Annotated in this window: 20 protein-coding genes and 1 tRNA gene; 8 read left to right on the top strand and 13 right to left on the bottom strand. The window is 72.4% G+C overall.

The window, feature by feature from the left end:
• Positions 1–67: 67 nt before the first annotated feature.
• From ACWGO8_RS17610 to ACWGO8_RS17585, 6 genes are all read left to right on the top strand, one after another.
• Positions 68–1,198 carry an aggregation-promoting factor C-terminal-like domain-containing protein gene (locus ACWGO8_RS17610; protein WP_452044266.1) on the top strand — a complete coding sequence of 377 codons (1,131 nt, stop codon included), beginning with the start codon at positions 68–70 and terminating at the stop codon, positions 1,196–1,198.
• Between the two features lie 50 nt (positions 1,199–1,248).
• Positions 1,249–2,076, top strand: a complete 828-nt coding sequence (locus ACWGO8_RS17605; protein WP_452044265.1) for an oxygenase MpaB family protein — start codon at positions 1,249–1,251, stop codon at positions 2,074–2,076.
• On the top strand, positions 2,073–2,567 hold the full coding sequence (locus ACWGO8_RS17600) for an Lrp/AsnC family transcriptional regulator (RefSeq protein ID WP_148734963.1): 495 nt from the start codon (positions 2,073–2,075) through the stop codon (positions 2,565–2,567). Before ACWGO8_RS17605 ends, ACWGO8_RS17600 begins: the two co-directional genes overlap by 4 nt.
• A gap of 110 nt (positions 2,568–2,677) precedes the next feature.
• Positions 2,678–3,817, top strand: coding sequence for a pyruvate dehydrogenase (acetyl-transferring) E1 component subunit alpha (pdhA, locus tag ACWGO8_RS17595; RefSeq protein ID WP_452044264.1), 1,140 nt, complete (start codon positions 2,678–2,680; stop codon positions 3,815–3,817).
• On the top strand, positions 3,814–4,836 hold the full coding sequence (locus ACWGO8_RS17590; RefSeq protein ID WP_452044263.1) for an alpha-ketoacid dehydrogenase subunit beta: 1,023 nt from the start codon (positions 3,814–3,816) through the stop codon (positions 4,834–4,836). The genes pdhA and ACWGO8_RS17590 overlap by 4 nt, the downstream gene beginning before the upstream one ends.
• Complete coding sequence (locus tag ACWGO8_RS17585; protein ID WP_452044262.1) at positions 4,824–6,299, top strand: dihydrolipoamide acetyltransferase family protein; 1,476 nt, start codon at positions 4,824–4,826, stop codon at positions 6,297–6,299. Before ACWGO8_RS17590 ends, ACWGO8_RS17585 begins: the two co-directional genes overlap by 13 nt.
• 101 nt (positions 6,300–6,400) lie before the next feature.
• On the opposite strand, the gene ACWGO8_RS17580 is transcribed toward ACWGO8_RS17585, so the two are convergent.
• The 12 genes from ACWGO8_RS17580 to rplU all read right to left on the bottom strand — a co-directional run bounded on the left by ACWGO8_RS17580 (position 6,401) and on the right by rplU (position 14,508).
• The gene (locus ACWGO8_RS17580) at positions 6,401–6,925 is read right to left on the bottom strand and encodes a hypothetical protein (RefSeq protein ID WP_452044261.1); all 525 of its coding nucleotides are present in this window, start codon (positions 6,923–6,925) and stop codon (positions 6,401–6,403) included.
• A gap of 96 nt (positions 6,926–7,021) precedes the next feature.
• On the bottom strand, positions 7,022–7,519 hold the full coding sequence (locus ACWGO8_RS17575; RefSeq protein WP_452044260.1) for a glutathione peroxidase: 498 nt from the start codon (positions 7,517–7,519) through the stop codon (positions 7,022–7,024).
• A 94-nt stretch (positions 7,520–7,613) separates the two neighbouring features.
• A tRNA-Ala gene (locus ACWGO8_RS17570) sits at positions 7,614–7,686 on the bottom strand.
• Positions 7,687–7,786: 100 nt separating this feature from the next.
• Positions 7,787–8,176 carry a ribosome silencing factor gene (gene rsfS / locus ACWGO8_RS17565; RefSeq protein ID WP_452044259.1) on the bottom strand — a complete coding sequence of 130 codons (390 nt, stop codon included), beginning with the start codon at positions 8,174–8,176 and terminating at the stop codon, positions 7,787–7,789.
• Between the two features lie 36 nt (positions 8,177–8,212).
• Positions 8,213–9,277, bottom strand: coding sequence for a hypothetical protein (locus tag ACWGO8_RS17560; RefSeq protein ID WP_452044258.1), 1,065 nt, complete (start codon positions 9,275–9,277; stop codon positions 8,213–8,215).
• Positions 9,278–9,312: 35 nt separating this feature from the next.
• Positions 9,313–9,912, bottom strand: a complete 600-nt coding sequence (gene nadD / locus ACWGO8_RS17555; RefSeq protein WP_376954768.1) for a nicotinate-nucleotide adenylyltransferase — start codon at positions 9,910–9,912, stop codon at positions 9,313–9,315.
• A gap of 15 nt (positions 9,913–9,927) precedes the next feature.
• The gene (locus ACWGO8_RS17550) at positions 9,928–10,149 is read right to left on the bottom strand and encodes a hypothetical protein (RefSeq protein WP_376954770.1); all 222 of its coding nucleotides are present in this window, start codon (positions 10,147–10,149) and stop codon (positions 9,928–9,930) included.
• A gap of 50 nt (positions 10,150–10,199) precedes the next feature.
• Positions 10,200–11,468, bottom strand: a complete 1,269-nt coding sequence (locus ACWGO8_RS17545; protein WP_452044257.1) for a glutamate-5-semialdehyde dehydrogenase — start codon at positions 11,466–11,468, stop codon at positions 10,200–10,202.
• Positions 11,469–11,492: 24 nt separating this feature from the next.
• A complete protein-coding gene (gene proB, locus ACWGO8_RS17540; protein ID WP_452044256.1) occupies positions 11,493–12,296 on the bottom strand; it encodes a glutamate 5-kinase in 804 nt (267 codons plus the stop codon).
• On the bottom strand, positions 12,293–13,840 hold the full coding sequence (obgE, locus tag ACWGO8_RS17535; protein WP_452044255.1) for a GTPase ObgE: 1,548 nt from the start codon (positions 13,838–13,840) through the stop codon (positions 12,293–12,295). The genes proB and obgE overlap by 4 nt, the downstream gene beginning before the upstream one ends.
• A gap of 76 nt (positions 13,841–13,916) precedes the next feature.
• Positions 13,917–14,174, bottom strand: coding sequence for a 50S ribosomal protein L27 (rpmA, locus tag ACWGO8_RS17530; RefSeq protein ID WP_376954774.1), 258 nt, complete (start codon positions 14,172–14,174; stop codon positions 13,917–13,919).
• Positions 14,175–14,199: 25 nt separating this feature from the next.
• Positions 14,200–14,508 (bottom strand): 50S ribosomal protein L21, encoded by a 309-nt coding sequence (rplU, locus tag ACWGO8_RS17525; RefSeq protein WP_148734950.1) that lies wholly within the window; start codon positions 14,506–14,508, stop codon positions 14,200–14,202.
• A gap of 217 nt (positions 14,509–14,725) precedes the next feature.
• Here rplU and ACWGO8_RS17520 point away from each other — a divergent pair, with 217 nt between their 5' ends.
• Complete coding sequence (locus ACWGO8_RS17520; protein WP_452044254.1) at positions 14,726–15,022, top strand: DUF4031 domain-containing protein; 297 nt, start codon at positions 14,726–14,728, stop codon at positions 15,020–15,022.
• Positions 15,023–15,060: 38 nt separating this feature from the next.
• Here the strand turns inward: ACWGO8_RS17520 and ACWGO8_RS17515 are convergent, their stop codons facing one another.
• Positions 15,061–17,820: an Rne/Rng family ribonuclease gene (locus ACWGO8_RS17515; protein WP_452044253.1), complete on the bottom strand. Its 2,760-nt coding sequence runs from the start codon at positions 17,818–17,820 to the stop codon at positions 15,061–15,063.
• A 279-nt stretch (positions 17,821–18,099) separates the two neighbouring features.
• On the opposite strand from ACWGO8_RS17515, the gene ACWGO8_RS17510 reads away from it, so the two are divergent.
• The gene (locus ACWGO8_RS17510; protein ID WP_452044252.1) at positions 18,100–18,726 is read left to right on the top strand and encodes a vitamin K epoxide reductase family protein; all 627 of its coding nucleotides are present in this window, start codon (positions 18,100–18,102) and stop codon (positions 18,724–18,726) included.
• Positions 18,727–18,787 lie beyond the last annotated feature (61 nt).

The raw sequence follows: 18,787 nt of genomic DNA, 5'->3' as shown, positions 1-18,787 counted from the left end.
ACGCTGCGTGTCCGGACGTCCGCCGAGCGGGCCCGCGGTTAGACTCGCGGGGCTCGGAGGGGGTCCTGTGCGAATCGGAGGGAAGGCGGTCGCGGGTATCGCGGTGGTGCTCGCCGTGATCGCCCTGCCCGCCGTTCCGGCCGTCGCCGAGGACTATCCGACCTGGGACGAGGTGCAGGCCGCGAAGGCCGACGTGACGAGCCGCGAGGCCGAGGCGTCGCGGATCACCGCGTTCGTCGACGAGCTCGAGGCCGAGGCGGGACGCCTGGGCGATGCCGCGGTCGAGGCTGCCGCGGCATCCGCTGCGGCCGAGTCGGCGCGCGCCGCCGCGGAGACGCGAGCCGCCACCCTGCGTGCGGAGGCGGACGCGGCCACGGCCGAGGCCGAGGCATCCGCCGCCCGTCTCGGGCGGGTCGGCGCGGTGCTCGCCCGCTCGGGCGGAGCCGACGTGGGTCTCCGGCTCTTCTTCGACGACGGCAGCGCCTCCGACCTCCTCATGGGCCTCTCTCGCGCGGCGCAGCTCGCCGACCTCTACGGCGGGGTCGCGGCGCGGGCGAAGGCGACGCGAGCGGATGCCGCGGCGTTGAGCGGGCAGGCGGACGTCGCCGAGTCGGAGCGCACCCGGCTCGCCGCCGAAGCCGTGGCGGCCGCCGACGCCGCCGAGGCCGCGCACGAGGCGGCCGAGGCCCGCGTGATCGAGCAGCAGGGCGTGCTCGACACGCTCTACGCCCAGCTCGCGAGCCTGCGCGACCGCACGGTGGAGCTCGAGCGGCAGTACCGGATCGGCGAGCAGGTGGCCCAGGAACAGGCCGCACGTGAGGCCGCGGCTGCCGCCGCCGCTGCGGCGTCGAACGGCGGCGACGTCGGCGCACCTCCGCCCGGCGTCGTCGTCGACCGGGCGGCGGCCAAGGCGTACGCCGCGAGCCGCATGGGCGCGTACGGCTGGGGCTCCGACCAGTTCCGGTGCCTCGACCTGCTCTGGACGCGGGAGTCGAGCTGGCGGGCCGACGCGTACAACGCCTCGAGCGGCGCCTACGGCATCCCCCAGTCCCTGCCCGGCAGCAAGATGGCGAGCGCCGGCGCCGACTGGCGCACCAACGCGGCCACGCAGATCGACTGGGGCCTGGGGTACATCGACGCCAGGTACGGCTCGCCGTGCGCCGCGTGGGCGCATTCCGAGGCGGTCAACTGGTACTGACGGCGACGCCGCGTCCGCGACGGGCCCGACGGCAGTCCAGACTGGTACGGATGCGCGACCAGGACGAGCTCGAGGTGTTCCGCCGGCACGGCGCGGAGGGCGTGCTGCTGCTCGGCGGCGGCGCGGCGCTCCTCCTGCAGCTCGCCGACCCCCGGATCGCCCACGGCGTGGTCCGGCACAGCGACTTCCGCTCGCGTCCCCTGGATCGCCTGTTCGGCACGCTCGACTACATCTACGCGGTGGGGTTCGGCGACGACGAGACCGTGCGCGCCGCGGTGCGGGCGGTCAACGCCGCGCACGTGCCGGTGCGCGCCGCCGCGGGCGAGGGTCGCCCGGCCTACAGCGCCTTCGACGCGGACGCCCAGCGCTGGGTGGCCTCGACGCTCGCGGCCGTGGCGCTCGACCTGCGGGAGCGGCTTTGGGGCCCGGTCGACGAGGCGACGGGTGACGCGATCGTGCGCGGCTACGCCGCCGTGGGTCAGCACCTCCAGGCGACCCGGGAGGGGTGGCCCGAGACGCGAGCGGAGTTCGACGCGTGGTGGGCCGATCGCGCCGGGCGGCTGGCGGTGGGCGACGAGGCCCGTGCAGTGGCGCGGGCGCTGCTGTCGCGGCAGGCCGGGTTCCCCGCGGGCGCGACCACCCTGCTCGCGCCCGTGCGACTCCTGACGGCGGCGCTCCTCCCGGCCGCGGTCCGCGAGGCGTACGGCTTCCGCTGGACGGCACGCACCGAGCGCGTCGCGAACGGGTGGCTCCGCGGGATCGGGGTCGTCTGGCTCATGCTCCCACGGGCCGTGAGGCACGCCCCGATGCGCGCATCACTCCGGCGCACGAGGCGCCGCATTCGCTACGCTGGCCTTGAGCACCGAGGACGACGATGACCCAGCCAGCACCGCACCGGAACGAGCCGCTCGACAGCATCGATCGGCGCATCGTCGCGGAGCTCAGCCGGGACGGCCGCCTCTCCGTCCGCACCCTCGCGGAGCGCGTGCACATCTCCCGCACCGCCGCCCACAACCGCGTGCAGCAACTGCAGAAGCGCGGCGTCATCACGGGCTTCGGCGCGCAGATCGACCGCAAGGCGATCGGCCTGAACATCTCGGCGCTCGTGGTGGTGCGCATCGGCGAGGTGTCGTGGGAGCAGATCGCCGCGAAGCTCGCGACGCTCCCCTTCGTCGAGAAGGTGCAGGCCGTCTCGGGCGACATCGACATCATGCTCACGGTGAGCGCGCCCGACCACGAGCAGCTCAGCCAGGCCATCCTCCGCGACATCCACGACATGCCCGGCGTGGTGTCCACGAGGTCGCACCTGATCCTCGCCGAACTCGACGGACATCCGCCTGCACAGACCCTGGACATCTGGCGCACCTGAGGGCCCTCACGGCGGACGAACGGCAACCGTTTCACGCTGGCAGTGCCGTTCGTTCACGCTTGTCCGGGACGCCCAGCGAGCGCCTCCGGATGGGCGGGACGATTGGCCGTATGAGCCTCAACGTCGAGCACCACAGCGTCCGCACACTCCCGTCCGAGAAACCGATCCGGCTGCTCGACAACGCCGGCCACGCGGTGCACGGCGCGGCCGCCGGCGGATTCGAGCTGCCCGACGTCGAGACGCTCGTCGAGCTGTACCGGCGGATGGTCGTCGCACGGCGCTTCGACGTCCAGGTCACCGCCCTCACGAAGCAGGGCCGCCTCGCGACGTATCCCTCCGCCTACGGGCAGGAGGCCTGCGAGATCGGCGCCATCTCGGCGCTCGAGGCGCGCGACTGGTTCTTCCCCACCTACCGCGACAGCATCGCGCTGCTCACGCGCGGCATCGAGCCCGGCGACATCCTCGCCTCGTTCCGCGGCGACTGGCACAACGGCTACGACCAGCACGCCCACCGCACCGCCTCGCAGGCCACCCCGCTCGCGACGCAGGCGCTGCACGCCGTGGGACTCGCGCACGCCGCCCGCCTGCGCCAGGACCCGATCGTGACGATGACGTACCTCGGCGACGGCGCGACGAGCGAGGGCGACGCGCACGAGGCGTTCAACTTCGCGGCGGTCTGGCAGACGCCCACCGTCTTCCTCATCCAGAACAACGGGTTCGCGATCTCGACGCCGGTCTCGCGGCAGACTCGTGCGGCCACGCTTGCCGACAAGGCCGTCGGATACGGCATGCCCGGCTACCACGTCGACGGCAACGACGTCGCCGCGATGTACGCCGTCACCCGCGACGCCGTCGACCGCGCCCGCGCCGGCGGCGGTCCGACCCTCATCGAGGGCCTCACCTATCGCATCGAGGCGCACACGAACTCCGACGACCCCACGCGCTACCGGCTCTCGCGCGACGTCGAGCACTGGAAGCGCCGCGATCCGATCGAGCGCCTCGAGAAGTACCTGGTCTCCGAGGGCGCGCTGAGCGAGTCGGCCCGTGCCGAGATCGCGGATGCCGCGGAGGCCGTCGCCGCCCACACGCGCGAGGTCATGACCGCCGAGGCCGAGCTCGACCCGCTGGAGCTCTTCGACCACGTCTACGGCCGGGAGCGTGCCTCCCTCCTCGAGCAGCGTGCGCGCCTCGAGGCGGAACTCGCCGACGCCGCCCTGCACGCCGCCGACCACGCCGGAGCCGCCCGATGACCGCGACCTCGACCAAGCCCGACGCGCCCGAGGCATCCGCGCCCACGCAGCTCACGATGGCCGGCGCGCTCAACGCCGCGCTCCGCGACGCGATGGAGGCCGACGACCGCGTCGTCGTCTACGGCGAGGACGTCGGCCCGCTGGGCGGCGTGTTCCGCGTCACCGACGGACTGCAGGCGCGCTTCGGGGAGGACCGCATCTGGGACGCGCCGCTCGCCGAGTCGGGAATCGTCGGCACCGCGGTGGGCATGGCCATGTACGGCATGCGTCCGGTCGTCGAGATGCAGTTCGACGCGTTCAGCTACCCCGCGTTCGAGCAGATGGTCTCGCACGTTGCGAAGATGCGGAACCGCACGAAGGGCCGGATGACGCTGCCGATGGTCGTGCGCATCCCCTGCGCCGGCGCCATCGGCGGCGTCGAGCACCACTCCGACTCCTCGGAGGCGTACTGGACGTCGACGCCCGGACTCACGGTCGTGATGCCCTCCAACCCCGCCGACGCGTACTCGATGCTGCGCGAGGCGATCGAGAGCGACGACCCGGTCGTGTTCATGGAGCCGAAGAGCCGCTACTGGTCGAAGGCCGAGATGTCGCTGCCCGTGCGCACGGCGCCCATGGACCGCGCCGTCGTGGTCCGCGAGGGCACCGACGCGACCCTGCTCGCGTACGGCCCGACCGTTCGCACCGCCCTCGAGGCGGCCGACGCCGCCGCGGCGGAGGACCTGTCGATCGAGGTCGTCGACCTCCGCAGCCTCTCCCCCTTCGACGACGAGACCGTCGGGGCATCCGTGCGCAAGACCTCGCGGGCGGCCGTGATCCACGAGGCCGCGCAGTTCGGCGGCTACGGCGCGGAGGTCGCCGCCCGGGTGACCGAGCGCAACTTCTACTGGCTCTCCGCGCCCGTGCTGCGCATCACCGGCTTCGACATCCCGTTCCCGTCGCCGAAGCTCGAGGAGTACCACCTGCCGACGCCCGACCGCGTGCTCGCCGCGCTCGACTCGTGGGAGTGGGACGACTGATGGGCCGCGACTTCATCCTCCCCGACCTCGGCGAGGGCCTCACCGAGGCCGAGGTCGTCGCCTGGCTCGTCGCGCCCGGCGACGAGGTCGGCATCGACCAGCCCGTCGTCGAGCTCGAGTCCGCGAAGTCCGTGGTGCAGCTGCCCACGCCGTTCGCCGGCGTCGTCGAGACGCTCGGCGGCGAGGTCGGCCAGGTGCTGCACGCGGGCGACGTGCTCATGACGCTCGCGCCGGTCGGCGCCGAGGTCGCATCGGATGCCACGATGGCGGTCGAGGCGTCGACGGATGCCGCGACCGCGCCGGTCGCCGCCGAGCCCGGTATCGCCGTGCCCACCGAGGCCGCCTCCGAAGAGTCGGGCGCCGTGCTCATCGGCTACGGCACGAAGGCGACGACCGCGACGAAGCGCTCCGCCGAGGCGCCGACGCGCTTCGGTCGCCGGCGGCGCGGGGCCGGAACGGGCTCCGGCGCCTCAGGTGGTCCCGGCAACGCGAGCCGGACCGCCACCGGCCCGGCGCCCGCACGCCTGGACCCCGCTCGCCGCTCCCCCGTCGTCTCCCCGATCGTGCGCCGGATCGCGCGCGATCACGGCTTCGACGCGAGCCAGCTCGACGGGTCGGGCCCCGATCACCTCGTGATGCGCCGCGATGTCGAGGCGTACGTGCAGGAGCTCGAGGGCGCGACGACGGCGGCACCTGAGGCGACGCCCGCCGCCGGGCCAACAGGGCCTGTGCGGGAGGCTGCGGCATCCGCTGCTCCGACCCCCGAGCCGGCCGGCGATCGTCGCGTGCCGCTCGACCGCATGGGACGCGCCGCCGCCGCGCACTTCTCGCGGTCGCGCCGCGAGATCCCCGAGGCGACCGTCTGGATGGACGTCGACGCCACCGAGCTCCTCGCCGCGCGCCGGCAGCTGCAGGAGGCGACGGGCGAGCGCTTCGGCGTCACCGCGCTCGTCGCGCGCTTCGTCGTGGCCGGCCTGGCGCGGCATCCGCTGCTCAACTCGAGCTTCGACGCCGAGCGCGACGAGATCGTGCTGCACGGCGACGTGAACCTCGGCATCGCGGCGCAGACCCCGCGCGGCCTGCTCGTGCCCGTCGTGCACGGCGCGGGCCGGATGTCGCTGCGCGAACTGCGGGACGCGATCGGCTCGCGCAGCGAGGAGGCGACGTCGGGGGCATTCCCGCCGTCCGCGCTCACGGGCGGCACGTTCACGCTGAACAACTACGGCACGCTCGGCGTCGACGGCTCCGCCGCGATCATCAACTTCCCCGAGGCGGCCATGCTCGGCATCGGGCGCCTCGTGGAGCGGCCGTGGGTCGTCGACGGCGCGCTGGCCGTGCGCACCGTGACCGAGCTCACGCTCTCGTTCGACCACCGCGTCTGCGATGGCGCGGAGGCCGCGGCGTTCCTCACGTTCGTCGCGCGCTGCATCGAGCGTCCGGTGTCGGTGCTCGCCGACCTCTAGCCGTCGACGGCTGCCTGAGACCGGCGCGACGGTCACCCGGGCAGGCGGATGCCGCGGCGCCGGGCTCGAGGCGGCCGCCGCGGCATCCGTCGATCTCGGGATCAGAAGAAGTCGTCGGGCGTGCCCGCGGCGCGCTCGACGTCGCGCGTGCTCTCGCTCGCCGCGCGGAGCTTCGCCACCGCCACTCGGAGGCCCGACTCCATCTGCGCGGCCCACGAGTCGGAGTCGCGGGCGGCCGACTCGGCGGCACGCGCACGCTCCTCGGAGGCCTCGGCGGCGCTGCGCGCGTCGGCCACCTGTCGCAGGGCGAGCGAGATGCCGTAGTAGGCGGCGACCATCGTGGCGATGGGCGCGGCGATCACCGCGAGCGCACTGATCGCGGCGCCCGTCGGGCTGAACGCGATGAGCAGGGCGAACGCGAGGAAGAGCACGACGATGCCCACGAGCACGACGAGCATGAAGCGCAGGTCGCGACCCCACACTCGCGAGGGCGAGCGGGGCGACGAAGCACCGCCCGACTCGGGCTGGGGACCCGTCTGCATCACGACCGTGTCGTCGGGCTGCTGGGCCGGATATCCGGCCTGCGCCCCCTGGTCGACGATCTGACGTGAGTACGCGTCGGTCATGGCTCCCCCGCTTCCCGTGCTTTGCCGGACCCCCCAATTGTGGGTCGGCCCGGCGAAGCGGTCAAGGAAGCGCGCCGCCCGAGGCTCGCTCGCGTGTCAGGCGGCCGCGGCCTCCGCGAGGCCCCGCTCGATGACCGCGATCACCGCGGGGTCGTCGGGCTGCACGTTCGGGCGGAATCGGGCGACCTCGCCGTCGGGCAGCAGCACGAACTTCTCGAAGTTCCAGGTGACGCGGCCGGCCTTGCCCGCGGCATCCGGCACCTGGGTGAGTTCGACGTAGAGCGGATGCCGCTTGCGCCCGTTGACCTTCACCTTCTCCATGAGCGGGAAGGTCACGCCGTAGGTCATCGAGCAGAACGACTTGATGTCGTCGGAGCTGCCCGGCTCCTGACCGGCGAACTGGTTGCAGGGGAATCCGAGCACCGTGAACCCGCGGTCGCCGTACTCGCGCTGCAGTGCCTCGAGCTTCTCGTACTGTGGCGTGAGCCCGCATCGCGAGGCGACGTTCACCACCAGCACGACGCGGTCGTCGTACTCGGCCAGGGTCGTCGTCTCGCCGTCGATGGTCGTGAGCGGAATGTCTCGGAGGTCCACCGTTCGAGTCTAACCCGGGTTGGCTGGGCGTCCGCGCAGACTGCGGAGACGACGATGGCCGGCGCTTCCGCGACCGGCCATTCCGTGTGTTCGGTGGATCTGAGGGGACTCGAACCCCTGACCCCCTGCATGCCATGCAGGTGCGCTACCAGCTGCGCCACAGACCCGTGCGCCCCGTTCGGGGCAACGAATTGAGCTTACACCAGCCGGGGCCCTCCGATGAAATCGAGCGGTGCTCGCTCGGCGGATGCCGCGGACGCCGCGAGCTCAGTTCGCGGTGCTGCTGCTGCCCGCTGCGAGCAACGGCGCCACCGGCAGCACCGGGCAGTCGAGCCAGAGTCGCTCGAGGCCGTAGTAGAGCCGCTCCTCGCGGTGGAAGACGTGCACGACGAGGTCGCCGAAGTCGAGGAGGACCCATCGTCCGGCATCGTGACCCTCGCGTCGATGCGTCTTGGCGCCCGCCTTGCGGAGCACGTCCTCGACCTCGTCGGCGATCGCGATGACGTTGCGCTCGGACGTGCCCGTGACGATGAGGAACACGTCGGCGAAGGGCAGCGGCGCCGACACGTCGAGGGCGACGAGATCCTCGCCGCCCTTCGAATCGGCCGCGCGCGCCGCGAGGGCGAGCGAGTCGAGTGCCTGGTCGGATGCGGTCATAGGCTCACTTCCGGTTGGTGGTGATGACGCGGCCGATCAGAACAGGCCGGCGACCGCGCCGATGATGAGGGTGGCGACGACGCCGAGCGCGAGCACGCCGGCGGTGACGGCGAGCACGAGCGGAACGTTCATGCCCTCCTTCTTCGGCGGCGCCATCATGGCGCGTGCGTTGTTCTGGGTGCTGATCGCCCGCGTGGCCGCGACGGGGGCGCCGACGCCGGCACCGTCCTCCACCTGGTCGAACAGGCGGTCGACGTCGGAGGAGTCGATCTGGCTGGGGTGCACGCCCGTCGCGCCGAAGCTGCGCGGCAGGTCGATCGACCCGGTCACGATGACCTCGCCGCTCTTCGCGAGCGCGTCGCTCATGGGGCCCTGGTCGGGCAGGCTCGGCAGGATGAGGGCGTTCGTGGTCGTGGGGACGCCGTGGCTGATGCCGCCACGCGAGAGCAGCTGGTCGAACGGCTCCGCGCGCTCGATCGGCGCGTCGAGCTGCGACGTCCAATGCCCGACGGGCTTGGGCGCGGCCGCGGGCTCGTCGGCGATCGCGGAATCGGCCACCTGGTGCGGCGCGGGCGAACGCGTCGGCGCCGAGGCCTGGCCGAACGGGTTCGACATCGCACCGGGCACGGGAGCGGGCGCCGCCGGCGCGGCGGCGGGTGCCGGGGCGGCCGGGGCCTCGGTCTCGAGCCCGTCGAAGATGTCGAGGTCGTGGAACTCGCCGGCCGCATGCGCGTCGAGCATCGCCCGCAGCTCACGGCGCGTGAGCGTGCGCTCGGGGGTCGACGGCTCGGGGAACGGCTCCTGCCGCGGCGGAGCGGACGCGGTGGGATCGAACTGGGCCGGGAACGCGCTCTCGGGCGTGCCGGACGGCGTCACGACCGCACCACCGAAGGGCGACGACGGCTCGGAGAACCCGCCGGCGGGACGCGGCGCGATGTAGTCGGTCGGCGGCGCCTGCGGAGCCGGCACGGCCTGCGGCGGCACCTGGGCCTGAGGCGGGACCTGCTGCGGAGGCGGCACCTGCTGCGGCGACGGGGCGGGCGCGGCCTCGGGGGTCGACGAAGCCGCCTGCTGCTCGAGCAGGCGTTCGCGTTCTCGCATCTCTCGCCGCGTCAGCGGCGGTTCCTGCGACGACGTCATGCGACACTCCGATAGAGGTGGTGCTTGGAGATGTACTGGACGACCCCATCAGGCACCAAGTACCACACCGGGAAACCCCGGCGTACCCGGTCTCGGCAATCGGTCGACGAGATCGCCAGTGCCGGGACCTCCAGCAAGCTTACGTCCTGCTCGGGCAAACCCGAAACGGACAGGTCGTGTCCCGGACGACTCACAGCCACGAAGTGGGCGAGCTCCCAGAGCTCCTCCACGTCGCGCCAGCTGAGGATCTGGGCGATCGCGTCGGCTCCCGTGATGAAGAACAGCTCCGCGTCGGGACGCTCGCGACGGATGTCGCGCAGGGTGTCGATCGTGAACGTCGGCTTGCCGCGATCGATGTCGACGCGGCTCACCGTGAAGCGCGGATTCGACGCGGTCGCGATGACCGTCATGAGGTAGCGGTGCTCGGCCGGGGTGACCACCGACTTGTACGTCGGCTCCCCCGTCGGCACGAACACGACCTCGTCGAGCCCGTAGGACTGCGCGACCTCGCTGGCCGCCACCAGGTGGCCGTGGTGGATCGGGTCGAACGTGCCGCCCATCACGCCGATGCGTGGTCGACTGCTCCCGCCCGTCATGGCGCGAACGCTCGCTCAGTGGCCGCCGTGCTCGCCCCCGCCGTGGCGCGCCGCGTAGGCCGCGGCCTTCGCCCGGTGACGGTTGGCGACGTCGCGGTAGGACGCCGCGACGAAGGCCAGGGCGGCGAAGATGATGAGCGCCACGAGTCCGTAGACCCAGGGCTCAACGGGGAGCTCCCTCGCGTGCACCGTCTCGGCCAGTACCGTGCCGGTCAGCACTGCGGTCGTGAGGCTCATTCGCCGTTCCTTTCGATCCTGCGGGTGTCGCTCGTGACAGTCTAGCGAGGTCAGGCGCGCACGTGACCGGCGCCGCGCACGATCCACTTCGTGCTCGTGAGTTCGGGCAGGCCCATGGGTCCGCGGGCATGCAGCTTCTGCGTCGAGATGCCGACCTCCGCGCCGAACCCGAACTCCGCGCCGTCGGTGAACCGAGTCGACGCGTTCACCATGACCGCCGCGGCGTCCACTTCGTTGAGGAATCGCTCGGCGTTGCCGAGGTCGTTCGTGACGATCGACTCGGTGTGCTTCGTCGAGAAGCGGCGAATGTGGCGCAGGGCGTCGTCCATCGAGTCGACGATGCCCACCGAGAGGTCGAGGCTCATGTGCTCGGTCGCCCAGTCCTCTTCGGTCACGGGCACCGTCTCGGGCCGCAGGGCGCGCACGCGCTCGTCGGCATGAACGGTGACGCCGGATGCCTCGAGCCGGTCGAGCACCGCGGGCAGCAAGCGCTCGGCCGCGTCGCGGTGCACGAGCAGGGTCTCGAGCGCGTTGCAGACGCTCGGCCGCTGGACCTTGGCGTTGTGGACGAGCTCGACGGCCCAGTCCTCGCGGGCGGACGCGTCGAGGAACATGTGCACGACGCCCGCGCCCGTCTCGATGACGGGCACCTTCGCCTCGTCGACGACGGCGCGGATGAGCCCGGCACTGCCGCGCGGGATGAGCACGTCGACGTACTCGCGCGCCTGCATGAGGTGGCGCGCGCCGGCGCGGCCGAAGTCGTCGACCGTCTGCACGCCGTCGGCGGGCAGGCCGACGGACTCGAGCGCGTCGCGCAGCACGCCGATGAGCACGCGGTTGGTCTGCTCGGCAGCGGTGCCGCCGCGGAGCACGACCGCGTTGCCGCTCTTCAGCGCGAGGACGGCGATGTCGATCGTCACGTTGGGGCGCGCCTCGTAGATCGCGCCGACGACCCCGAGCGGCACGCGCACCTGGTCGATGCGGACGCCGTTCGGGAGCGAGCGACCGCTCACGGTGTCGCCGATCGGATCGGTGAGCGCGATGACCTCGAGCACGGCGTCGGCGAGGGAGCCGACCCGACGCTCGTCGAGGGCCAACCGGTCGAGGAGTCCGCTGGAGAGGCCCGCCTCGCCGCCCGCCTCGAGGTCGAGCGCATTGGCGGCGATGATGTCGGCGGTTCGCTCGCGGAGCAGGACGGAGACGCGCTCGAGCGCGGCATCCTTCTCGGCCGTCGTGGCGCGCGCGAGCCGGTACGACGCCTCCTTCGCGGCGGCCAGCCGCGCATCGATCACCGTCGTGTCGAGATCGGGGTGCTCCATGGCACCAGCCTAGGCGAGCCGGACCTACGCCCCGGCCGTGTGACGAACGGGGGCCGCGTCGAACCAGGTGCCCACCTCGTCGCCCGTGAGGGCCTGCGACACGAGCGGCGTCGCGGTGATGAGCACCGCTGCGCCCGACTCCGCCGCGATGCGCGCGGCCGAGACCTTGGTCTCCGCTCCCCCGGTGCCGACGCCGGCCCGGCCGATCGACCCGATCTCGACGCCGGCGAGCGGATCGCCGAACGCCACGTGGTCGATGCGCTCCGCGCCGTCGACGTGCGGGGGCTTCGTGTAGAGCGCGTCGACGTCGGAGAGCAGCACGAGCAGGTCGGCGCCGATGAGCTCGGCCACCATCGCGGCGAGCCGGTCGTTGTCGCCGAACCGGATCTCGTGCGTCGCCACCGTGTCGTTCTCGTTGACGATGGGCAGGATGCGCAGGGCGAGGAGCCGGTCCATCGCGCGCTGGGCGTTCGAGCGCGGGGTGGCGTGCTCGAGGTCGCCCGCAGTGAGCAGCACCTGGCCGGCGACGATGCCGTAGCGGTCGAGCGAGTCCTGGTAGCGGAACACGAGCAGGTTCTGCCCCACGGATGCCGCGGCCTGCTGCGTCGCGAGGTCGGTGGGCCGTTCGTCGAGCCGGAGGTAGGGCATGCCCGTGGCGATCGCGCCCGACGAGACGAGCACGACCTCGGTTCCGCGCTCGTGCGCCGCGGCCAGGGCGTCGACGAGCGGACCGATCTGACCCGCGTTCTCGCCGCTGATGGACGACGAGCCCACCTTCACGACGATGCGACGGGCGTTCGGGATGTCGGCGCGCGTGCGCGGGGTCACCGGTCGTCGTCCTCCGTACCGGGCTCGGCGGGCCCGATCGCATCCTCGTCGTCGGCCGCCCACAGGCCGGCTTCGCGCTCGCGCTGCAGCTCGGCTCGGGCCTCGGCCTTGGCGTCCATGCGCTCGTGGTACTCGCTGCGGCGCTCGGCGCGGGTCGCGCGACGGTTTTCGTCGAGGCGCACGTCGGTGCCGCGCGGGGCCGTGATGAGCTCGGCGGTCGAGGTGAGCGTCGGCTCCCAGTCGAAGACGACGCCCGAGCCGGGGCCGATCACGACGGTCGAGCCGGCGACTGCGCCGGCGCGCACGAGTTGGTCCTCGACGCCGAGGCGGGCGAGCCGGTCGGCGAGGTAGCCGACGGCCTCGTCGTTGGTGAAGTCGGTCTGCGCGACCCAGCGCTCGGGCTTCGCGCCCAGCACGCGATAGATCGTGCCGTAGCTGCCGCCCTCGGGGCGCACGACGAACCCGGCCTCGTCGACGGCCTTCGGGCGCATCACGATGCGCTCGGGTGCGGGCGCGGCGGCGGCGGCACGCGCCTCGTCGACGAGCTCGCCGAGCGCGTAGCCGAGCTGGCGGAGGCCCTCGTGGCTCACGGTCGAGATCTCGAACACGCGATAGCCGCGCGCCTCGAACTCGGGACGCACGAAGTCGGCCAGCTCGCGGGCCTCGGGCACGTCGACCTTGTTCAGCGCGATGAGCTGCGGGCGGTCGAGGAGCGGCACCTGGCCCTCGGGCACCGGATACGCAGCGAGTTCGCCGAGGATCACGTCGAGGTCGCTGACGGGGTCGCGACCGGGCTCGAGCGTGGCGCAGTCGATGACGTGCAGCAGCGCCGAGCAGCGCTCGACGTGGCGGAGGAACTCGAGGCCGAGGCCCTTGCCCTCGCTCGCGCCCTCGATCAGGCCGGGCACGTCGGCGACGGTGTAGCGGTGGTCGCCCGCCTGCACGACGCCGAGGTTCGGATGCAGCGTCGTGAACGGGTAGTCCGCGATCTTGGGCCGTGCGGCCGAGAGGGCGGCGATGAGGCTGGACTTGCCGGCCGACGGGAAGCCGACGAGTGCGACATCCGCGATGGTCTTCAGCTCGAGGCCGACCTCGCCCTCGTAGCCGGGCGTGCCGAGCAGCGCGAAGCCGGGAGCCTTGCGCTTGGTGCTCGCGAGGGCCGCGTTGCCCAGGCCGCCGAGGCCCCCGGGCGCGACGACGAAGCGCATGCCGGGCTGGTCGAGGTCGGCGAGCTCGACGCCGTCCTCGTCCTTCACGACCGTTCCGACGGGCACCGGGAGCTCGAGGGTCTCGCCGGCGGCGCCGGATCGGTTGTCGCCCATGCCGGGCTGGCCGTTGTCGGACGACCGGTGCGGCCGCCCGTGGTACGCGAGGAGGGTCGTGACCTGGGGGTCGGCGACGAGCACGATGTCGCCGCCGTGTCCGCCGTTGCCGCCGTCGGGGCCGGCCAGCGGCTTGAACTTCTCACGGCGCACCGACACGCAGCCGTTGCCGCCGTGTCCGGCGCGCACGAACAGCGTCACGCGGTCGACGAAGCTGACCATGCGGCAGCCCTCCTAGTGCTCTGGAAAAATGCGTGAGGGCGAGCCGAAGCCCGCCCTCACACGACCGATCGGTCGACTATTCGCCGGCCGCCACGATGTTGACGACCTTGCGGCCGCCCTTGGTGCCGAACTGCACGGCGCCGGCCTCGAGCGCGAAGAGCGTGTCGTCGCCACCGCGACCGACGCCCGCACCCGGGTGGAAGTGGGTGCCGCGCTGGCGGACGATGATCTCGCCCGCGCCGACGACCTGACCGCCGAAGCGCTTCACGCCGAGGCGCTGCGCGTTCGAGTCACGACCGTTGCGAGTGGAGCTCGCTCCCTTTTTGTGTGCCATGTCTGCTTCTCCTTGCGGGCCGCTGCTACTTGATGCCGGTGATCTTGACGCGCGTGAGCTCCTGACGGTGGCCCTGGCGCTTCTTGTAGCCGGTCTTGTTCTTGAACTTCTGGATCACGATCTTGGGACCGCGGAGGTCGTTCAGGACCTCGGCCGTGACCGTGATCTTCGCGAGCGACTTGGCGTCGGAGGTGATCTTGTCGCCGTCGACGAACAGGACCGGCGTGAGCTGGACGTTGCCGTCCTTGTCCGCCTTGATCCGGTCCATCGTCACGATGGTGCCGACTTCGACCTTCTCCTGCCGACCGCCGGCGCGCACTACTGCGTAAACCACTACTCGTACCTATCTCTGGGGAGCCGGGGCTCCATAGCTGCATGGGGATGTCACTGCGCGGGACCCCAGCGGGAAGGAGGGTCGTCACTGCCAGAAAACTGTGCGGGCACACCGGGATAAGCGGTGGCACCAGCGGTCGAGTCTACCGGATGCCCCGGGGACGGTCAAACGCGCGCCGCCCGGCGCGTCGTACGACCCGGCGCGTAGGATCGGGCCCATGACCGTGCTCATCGACACGCCGCTCTGGCCGAAGCACGGCACGGTCTGGGCGCACCTGGTGAGCGACCGCTCGATCGCCGAGCTCCGGGCCTTCGCCGAGGGCAACGGGGTTCCGTCACGCGCCTTCGACCTCGACCACTACGACGTGCCCGTCGAGCGGTGGGACGAGCTCGTCGCCGCGGGGGCCGAACCCGTCTCTCCGCGCGAGCTGGTGCGCCGTCTGGCCGCGAGCGGCCTGCGGGTCACGCCGCGCGAGCGGCACGGCCGGGGCGGCCCCGAGCGGCACCACCGCTAGCGGCGCGAGCGCCGCCGCGGGAACCGCCCGGGTCGGCCCTACTCCTGGTGCTCGCCCGCGGTCGTGCCGTCGGCGCGCGTGATCACGGGCGGACCGCCCGCGGTGCTGAGCGCGGCCGTCGACACACGTCGGCTGCGGGACCTGCCCTCGCCGGCCTTCTTCGGGGCGGGCAGGGCGTCGAGCACGGAGTCGAGGAGCACCTCGGCCTCGGCGGCGCGAACCGTGCGACGTCGCTCGGCCGGCGCGACGGGCGGCAGGTCGAGCGAGACACGAGGCTCGGAGGCCCCGGCGGGCTCGGAGTCCGCAGGCGCGGGCTCGGTCGTGCGCGGCTCCGCCGGTGCCGAATCGGCGGGTGCCGGAGCAGCAGGCGCCTGCCTCTCGGCCGGACCCTGGTCCTGCGACACGCGACGGTGGCGACCGCGACGCCGACCGCCCGAGGACGGCTGCGACTCGCGACCGCGCGGTGCCGCGTCGGCCGTCGCGGGCCCGGCGTCCGTCGCGGCGGGGGCCTCCGCCTCGCGAGCCGGCTCGACCACGGGCGACGCGGCCTCATCGGCCGAGGCGGCGGGCGCGGCATCCGTCGCCGGCTTGTGCTCGGTGTGCGGGATCGTCGATGCCGCGATCTGCGCGAGGGCGTGCTTCACGTCCTCGGTGATCGCATGGGTGCCCGCGTGCGCCTTCGAGTCGGCCGGCTGCTGCTGCGGCTGCTGCGGCTGGTTGCCGCCGCCGCCGCGACCGCGCCGGCGCTCGACCTGCTGCTGCTGCGGCGCGCGGTGCTTCATGATCGGCTCGTGGTGCACGATGATGCCGCGGCCGGCGCAGACCTCGCAGGGCTCGCTGAACGACTCGAGCAGGCCGAGGCCGAGCTTCTTTCGGGTCATCTGCACGAGGCCGAGCGAGGTGACCTCGGCGACCTGGTGCTTCGTGCGGTCGCGTGAGAGGCACTCGACGAGGCGGCGCAGCACGAGGTCGCGGTTGGACTCCAGCACCATGTCGATGAAGTCGACGACGATGATGCCGCCGATGTCGCGGAGCCGGAGCTGCCGGACGATCTCCTCAGCGGCCTCGAGGTTGTTCTTGGTGACGGTCTCCTCGAGGTTGCCGCCCGAGCCGACGAACTTGCCGGTGTTCACGTCGACGACGGTCATCGCCTCAGTGCGGTCGATGATGAGCGACCCGCCCGAGGGCAGCCAGACCTTGCGGTCGAGGGCCTTCTCGATCTGCTCGGTGATGCGGAACTCGTCGAACGCGTCGCGCTCGCCCGCGTACGCCTCGACGCGCTCGAGCAGGTCGGGCGCGACGGCGCGGAGATAGCGCTCGATCGTCTCGCGCGCGTCGTCGCCCGAGATGATCATCTTCTGGAAGTCCTCGTTGAAGACGTCGCGGACGATCTTGATGAGCAGGTCGGGCTCGGAGTGCAGCAGCGCGGGTGCCTGGACCTTCTCGAGCTGGGTCGAGATGTCGGCCCACTGCGCGATGAGGCGGTTCACGTCGAGCGTGAGCTGCTCCTCGGTGGCGCCCTCGGCGGCCGTGCGCACGATGACGCCGACGTTGTCGGGCAGCACCTCCTTGAGGATCTTCTTGAGACGCGCGCGCTCGGTGTCGGGCAGCTTGCGGCTGATGCCGTTCATGGAGCCGTTCGGCACGTACACGAGGTAGCGGCCGGGCAGCGAGACCTGGCTGGTGAGGCGGGCGCCCTTGTGGCCGACCGGGTCCTTCGTGACCTGCACGAGCACGCGGTCGCCCGGCTTCAGGGCCAGCTCGATGCGGCGGGGCTGGTTCTTCTCGCCGTTCTCGGCTGCGGCGTCCCAGTCGACCTCGCCCGAGTAGAGCACGGCGTTGCGGCCGCGGCCGATGTCGACGAACGCCGCCTCCATGCTCGGCAGCACGTTCTGCACGCGGCCGAGGTAGACGTTGCCGATGAGCGACGCATCCTGGTTGCGGGCGACGTAGTGCTCGACGAGCACGCCGTCCTCCAGCACGCCGATCTGCACGCGGCCGCTCTTGGAACGCACGACCATCTGGCGGTCGACCGACTCGCGGCGCGCGAGGAACTCCGCCTCGGTGATGACCGCACGGCGGCGACCGGCGTCGCGGCCGTCGCGACGGCGCTGCTTCTTGGCCTCGAGGCGCGTCGAGCCCTTGACCTTCTGCGGTTCGGTGATGAGCTCGGGCTCGCGGGGCTTGCGCACCTTGACGACCGTGTTGGCCGGCTCATCGGCCGACGGGCGGCCCTCCTCGCCGGTGCGGCGACGGGTGCGACGGCGCACGCTCGAGGACTCCTCGCCGGCCGGAGCGCCGCCCCGGTCACCCCGCTCGGCACGTTCTGGCCGCTCGGGCCGCTCAGGCCGCTCGGCGGGGACCAGCACGGGCGGCGCGTGGAAGATCAGCGAGGTGGTCGTGAGCGTCGCCGGGATCGGCGAGACGGGCTCGGGCGCCCCCTCGGGTTCGGCGTCCGCCTCGGCGGGGGCCTCCTCCGCGTCGGGGGCGTCGGCGGCGTCGTCCGCGTCGTCGGCCTCGCCGGTCGGCGCGGCCGCCTCGGGTGCCTCGGCGCCCTGGTCGGCCTCGCCCTCGACGGATGCCGCGACGGCGACCTCCTCGGCCGGACGCGCGTCCGCGGCATCCGACTCGGGTGCAGCCGGCACGGCCTCGTCGACGGGCGAGCCGCCGCTCAGCGAAGAGCGCTCGGTGATGCGGACCCGGCCGGTGCGGCGGGCACCGAACAGGCCGCCGCGTCGCTTCGGTGTTCCGGAACCGGAATCAGGTTCGTTCGTGTGGTTGTCGTTGCCTTCCACCATCTCTGGTGCACTCCTACGACGGTGTGGATGGCCGCGCCATCCGCTCCGTTCTCGTCTCGAGCGGTCTCGCGCCGTGCGCGGAACCGCCAATCCTTCTCACTGCTGCGACCGGCTGGTTGCCTGTGTCGCCACGTCTCGCGGTGCGTCTCACCGCCTGCTCGGATGCGCTGCATCCATGAAAGCCTTCGTCGGCGTCGCGGCGGGCGCGGCCCGAGCGACTCCTTCGATTATCGCACGCTCTCACAGGGTGGTGTGGAAACGGCATGCCACAATACGAACATGCCGGACACTCCCCCGCGGTCCCGACCCGTCGCGGTCGCCGTGTTCCTCGTGATCGCCGGGGCGCTGGGCCTGCTCGCCGCGTGGGAGCTGTCGGTCGAGAAGGTCCTCGTGCTGGCCGATCCCGAGCACGTCCCGAACTGCAACGTCGGGGTGCTCGTGGGCTGCAGCACCAACCTCGCGTCGTGGCAGGGCTCGGTGTTCGGCTTCCCGAATCCGTTCATCGGCATGATGGCCTGGCCCGTCGTCATCACGATCGGGGTCGCGATCCTCGCGGGCGCCGTGTTCGCGCGCTGGTTCTGGATCGGGTTCAACGTCGGCGTGGCCGGCGCCCTGGTCTTCGTGGGCTGGCTCATCGCGCAGAGCATCTACGTGCTCGACGTGCTCTGCCCGTGGTGCATGCTCACGTGGGCGGTGGCCATCCCGCTGTTCTGGGTCGTGACGCTGCACAACCTCCGGGAGGGTCATATTCCGGCATCGGCACGCGTCCGACAGCTCGCGGCGGAGTGGTTCAAGTGGATCCCGCTCATCACGGTCGTCTGCTACGCGATCGTCATCGTCCTCGCGCAGGCGCAGATGAACGCCATCCCGCGCGTGATGATCGACCTGCAGAACCTCTTCGACTAGCCGAGCGCGTCGGCTCGATCGAGGCCGTCACCGGCCGCGCCGGAGCGCGCCGGCCGGAGGA

It is taken from the genome of Agromyces sp. NPDC055661 (assembly GCF_053618135.1).
This window is presented reverse-complemented; position numbering and strand designations above follow the sequence as displayed.

Excerpts from the sequence above, each read along its gene's own strand:
- ACWGO8_RS17605 (WP_452044265.1), top strand. The coding sequence starts at position 1,249 with ATGCGCGACCAGGACGAGCTCGAGGTGTTCCGCCGGCACGGCGCGGAG.
- ACWGO8_RS17600 (WP_148734963.1), top strand. The coding sequence starts at position 2,073 with ATGACCCAGCCAGCACCGCACCGGAACGAGCCGCTCGACAGCATCGAT.
- pdhA (WP_452044264.1), top strand. The coding sequence starts at position 2,678 with ATGAGCCTCAACGTCGAGCACCACAGCGTCCGCACACTCCCGTCCGAG.
- ACWGO8_RS17590 (WP_452044263.1), top strand. The coding sequence starts at position 3,814 with ATGACCGCGACCTCGACCAAGCCCGACGCGCCCGAGGCATCCGCGCCC.
- ACWGO8_RS17580 (WP_452044261.1), bottom strand. The coding sequence starts at position 6,925 with ATGACCGACGCGTACTCACGTCAGATCGTCGACCAGGGGGCGCAGGCC.
- rsfS (WP_452044259.1), bottom strand. The coding sequence starts at position 8,176 with ATGACCGCATCCGACCAGGCACTCGACTCGCTCGCCCTCGCGGCGCGC.
- ACWGO8_RS17560 (WP_452044258.1), bottom strand. The coding sequence starts at position 9,277 with ATGCGAGAACGCGAACGCCTGCTCGAGCAGCAGGCGGCTTCGTCGACC.
- nadD (WP_376954768.1), bottom strand. The coding sequence starts at position 9,912 with ATGACGGGCGGGAGCAGTCGACCACGCATCGGCGTGATGGGCGGCACG.
- ACWGO8_RS17550 (WP_376954770.1), bottom strand. The coding sequence starts at position 10,149 with ATGAGCCTCACGACCGCAGTGCTGACCGGCACGGTACTGGCCGAGACG.
- ACWGO8_RS17545 (WP_452044257.1), bottom strand. The coding sequence starts at position 11,468 with ATGGAGCACCCCGATCTCGACACGACGGTGATCGATGCGCGGCTGGCC.
- obgE (WP_452044255.1), bottom strand. The coding sequence starts at position 13,840 with ATGGTCAGCTTCGTCGACCGCGTGACGCTGTTCGTGCGCGCCGGACAC.
- rpmA (WP_376954774.1), bottom strand. The coding sequence starts at position 14,174 with ATGGCACACAAAAAGGGAGCGAGCTCCACTCGCAACGGTCGTGACTCG.
- ACWGO8_RS17520 (WP_452044254.1), top strand. The coding sequence starts at position 14,726 with ATGACCGTGCTCATCGACACGCCGCTCTGGCCGAAGCACGGCACGGTC.
- ACWGO8_RS17515 (WP_452044253.1), bottom strand. The coding sequence starts at position 17,820 with ATGGTGGAAGGCAACGACAACCACACGAACGAACCTGATTCCGGTTCC.
- ACWGO8_RS17510 (WP_452044252.1), top strand. The coding sequence starts at position 18,100 with ATGCCGGACACTCCCCCGCGGTCCCGACCCGTCGCGGTCGCCGTGTTC.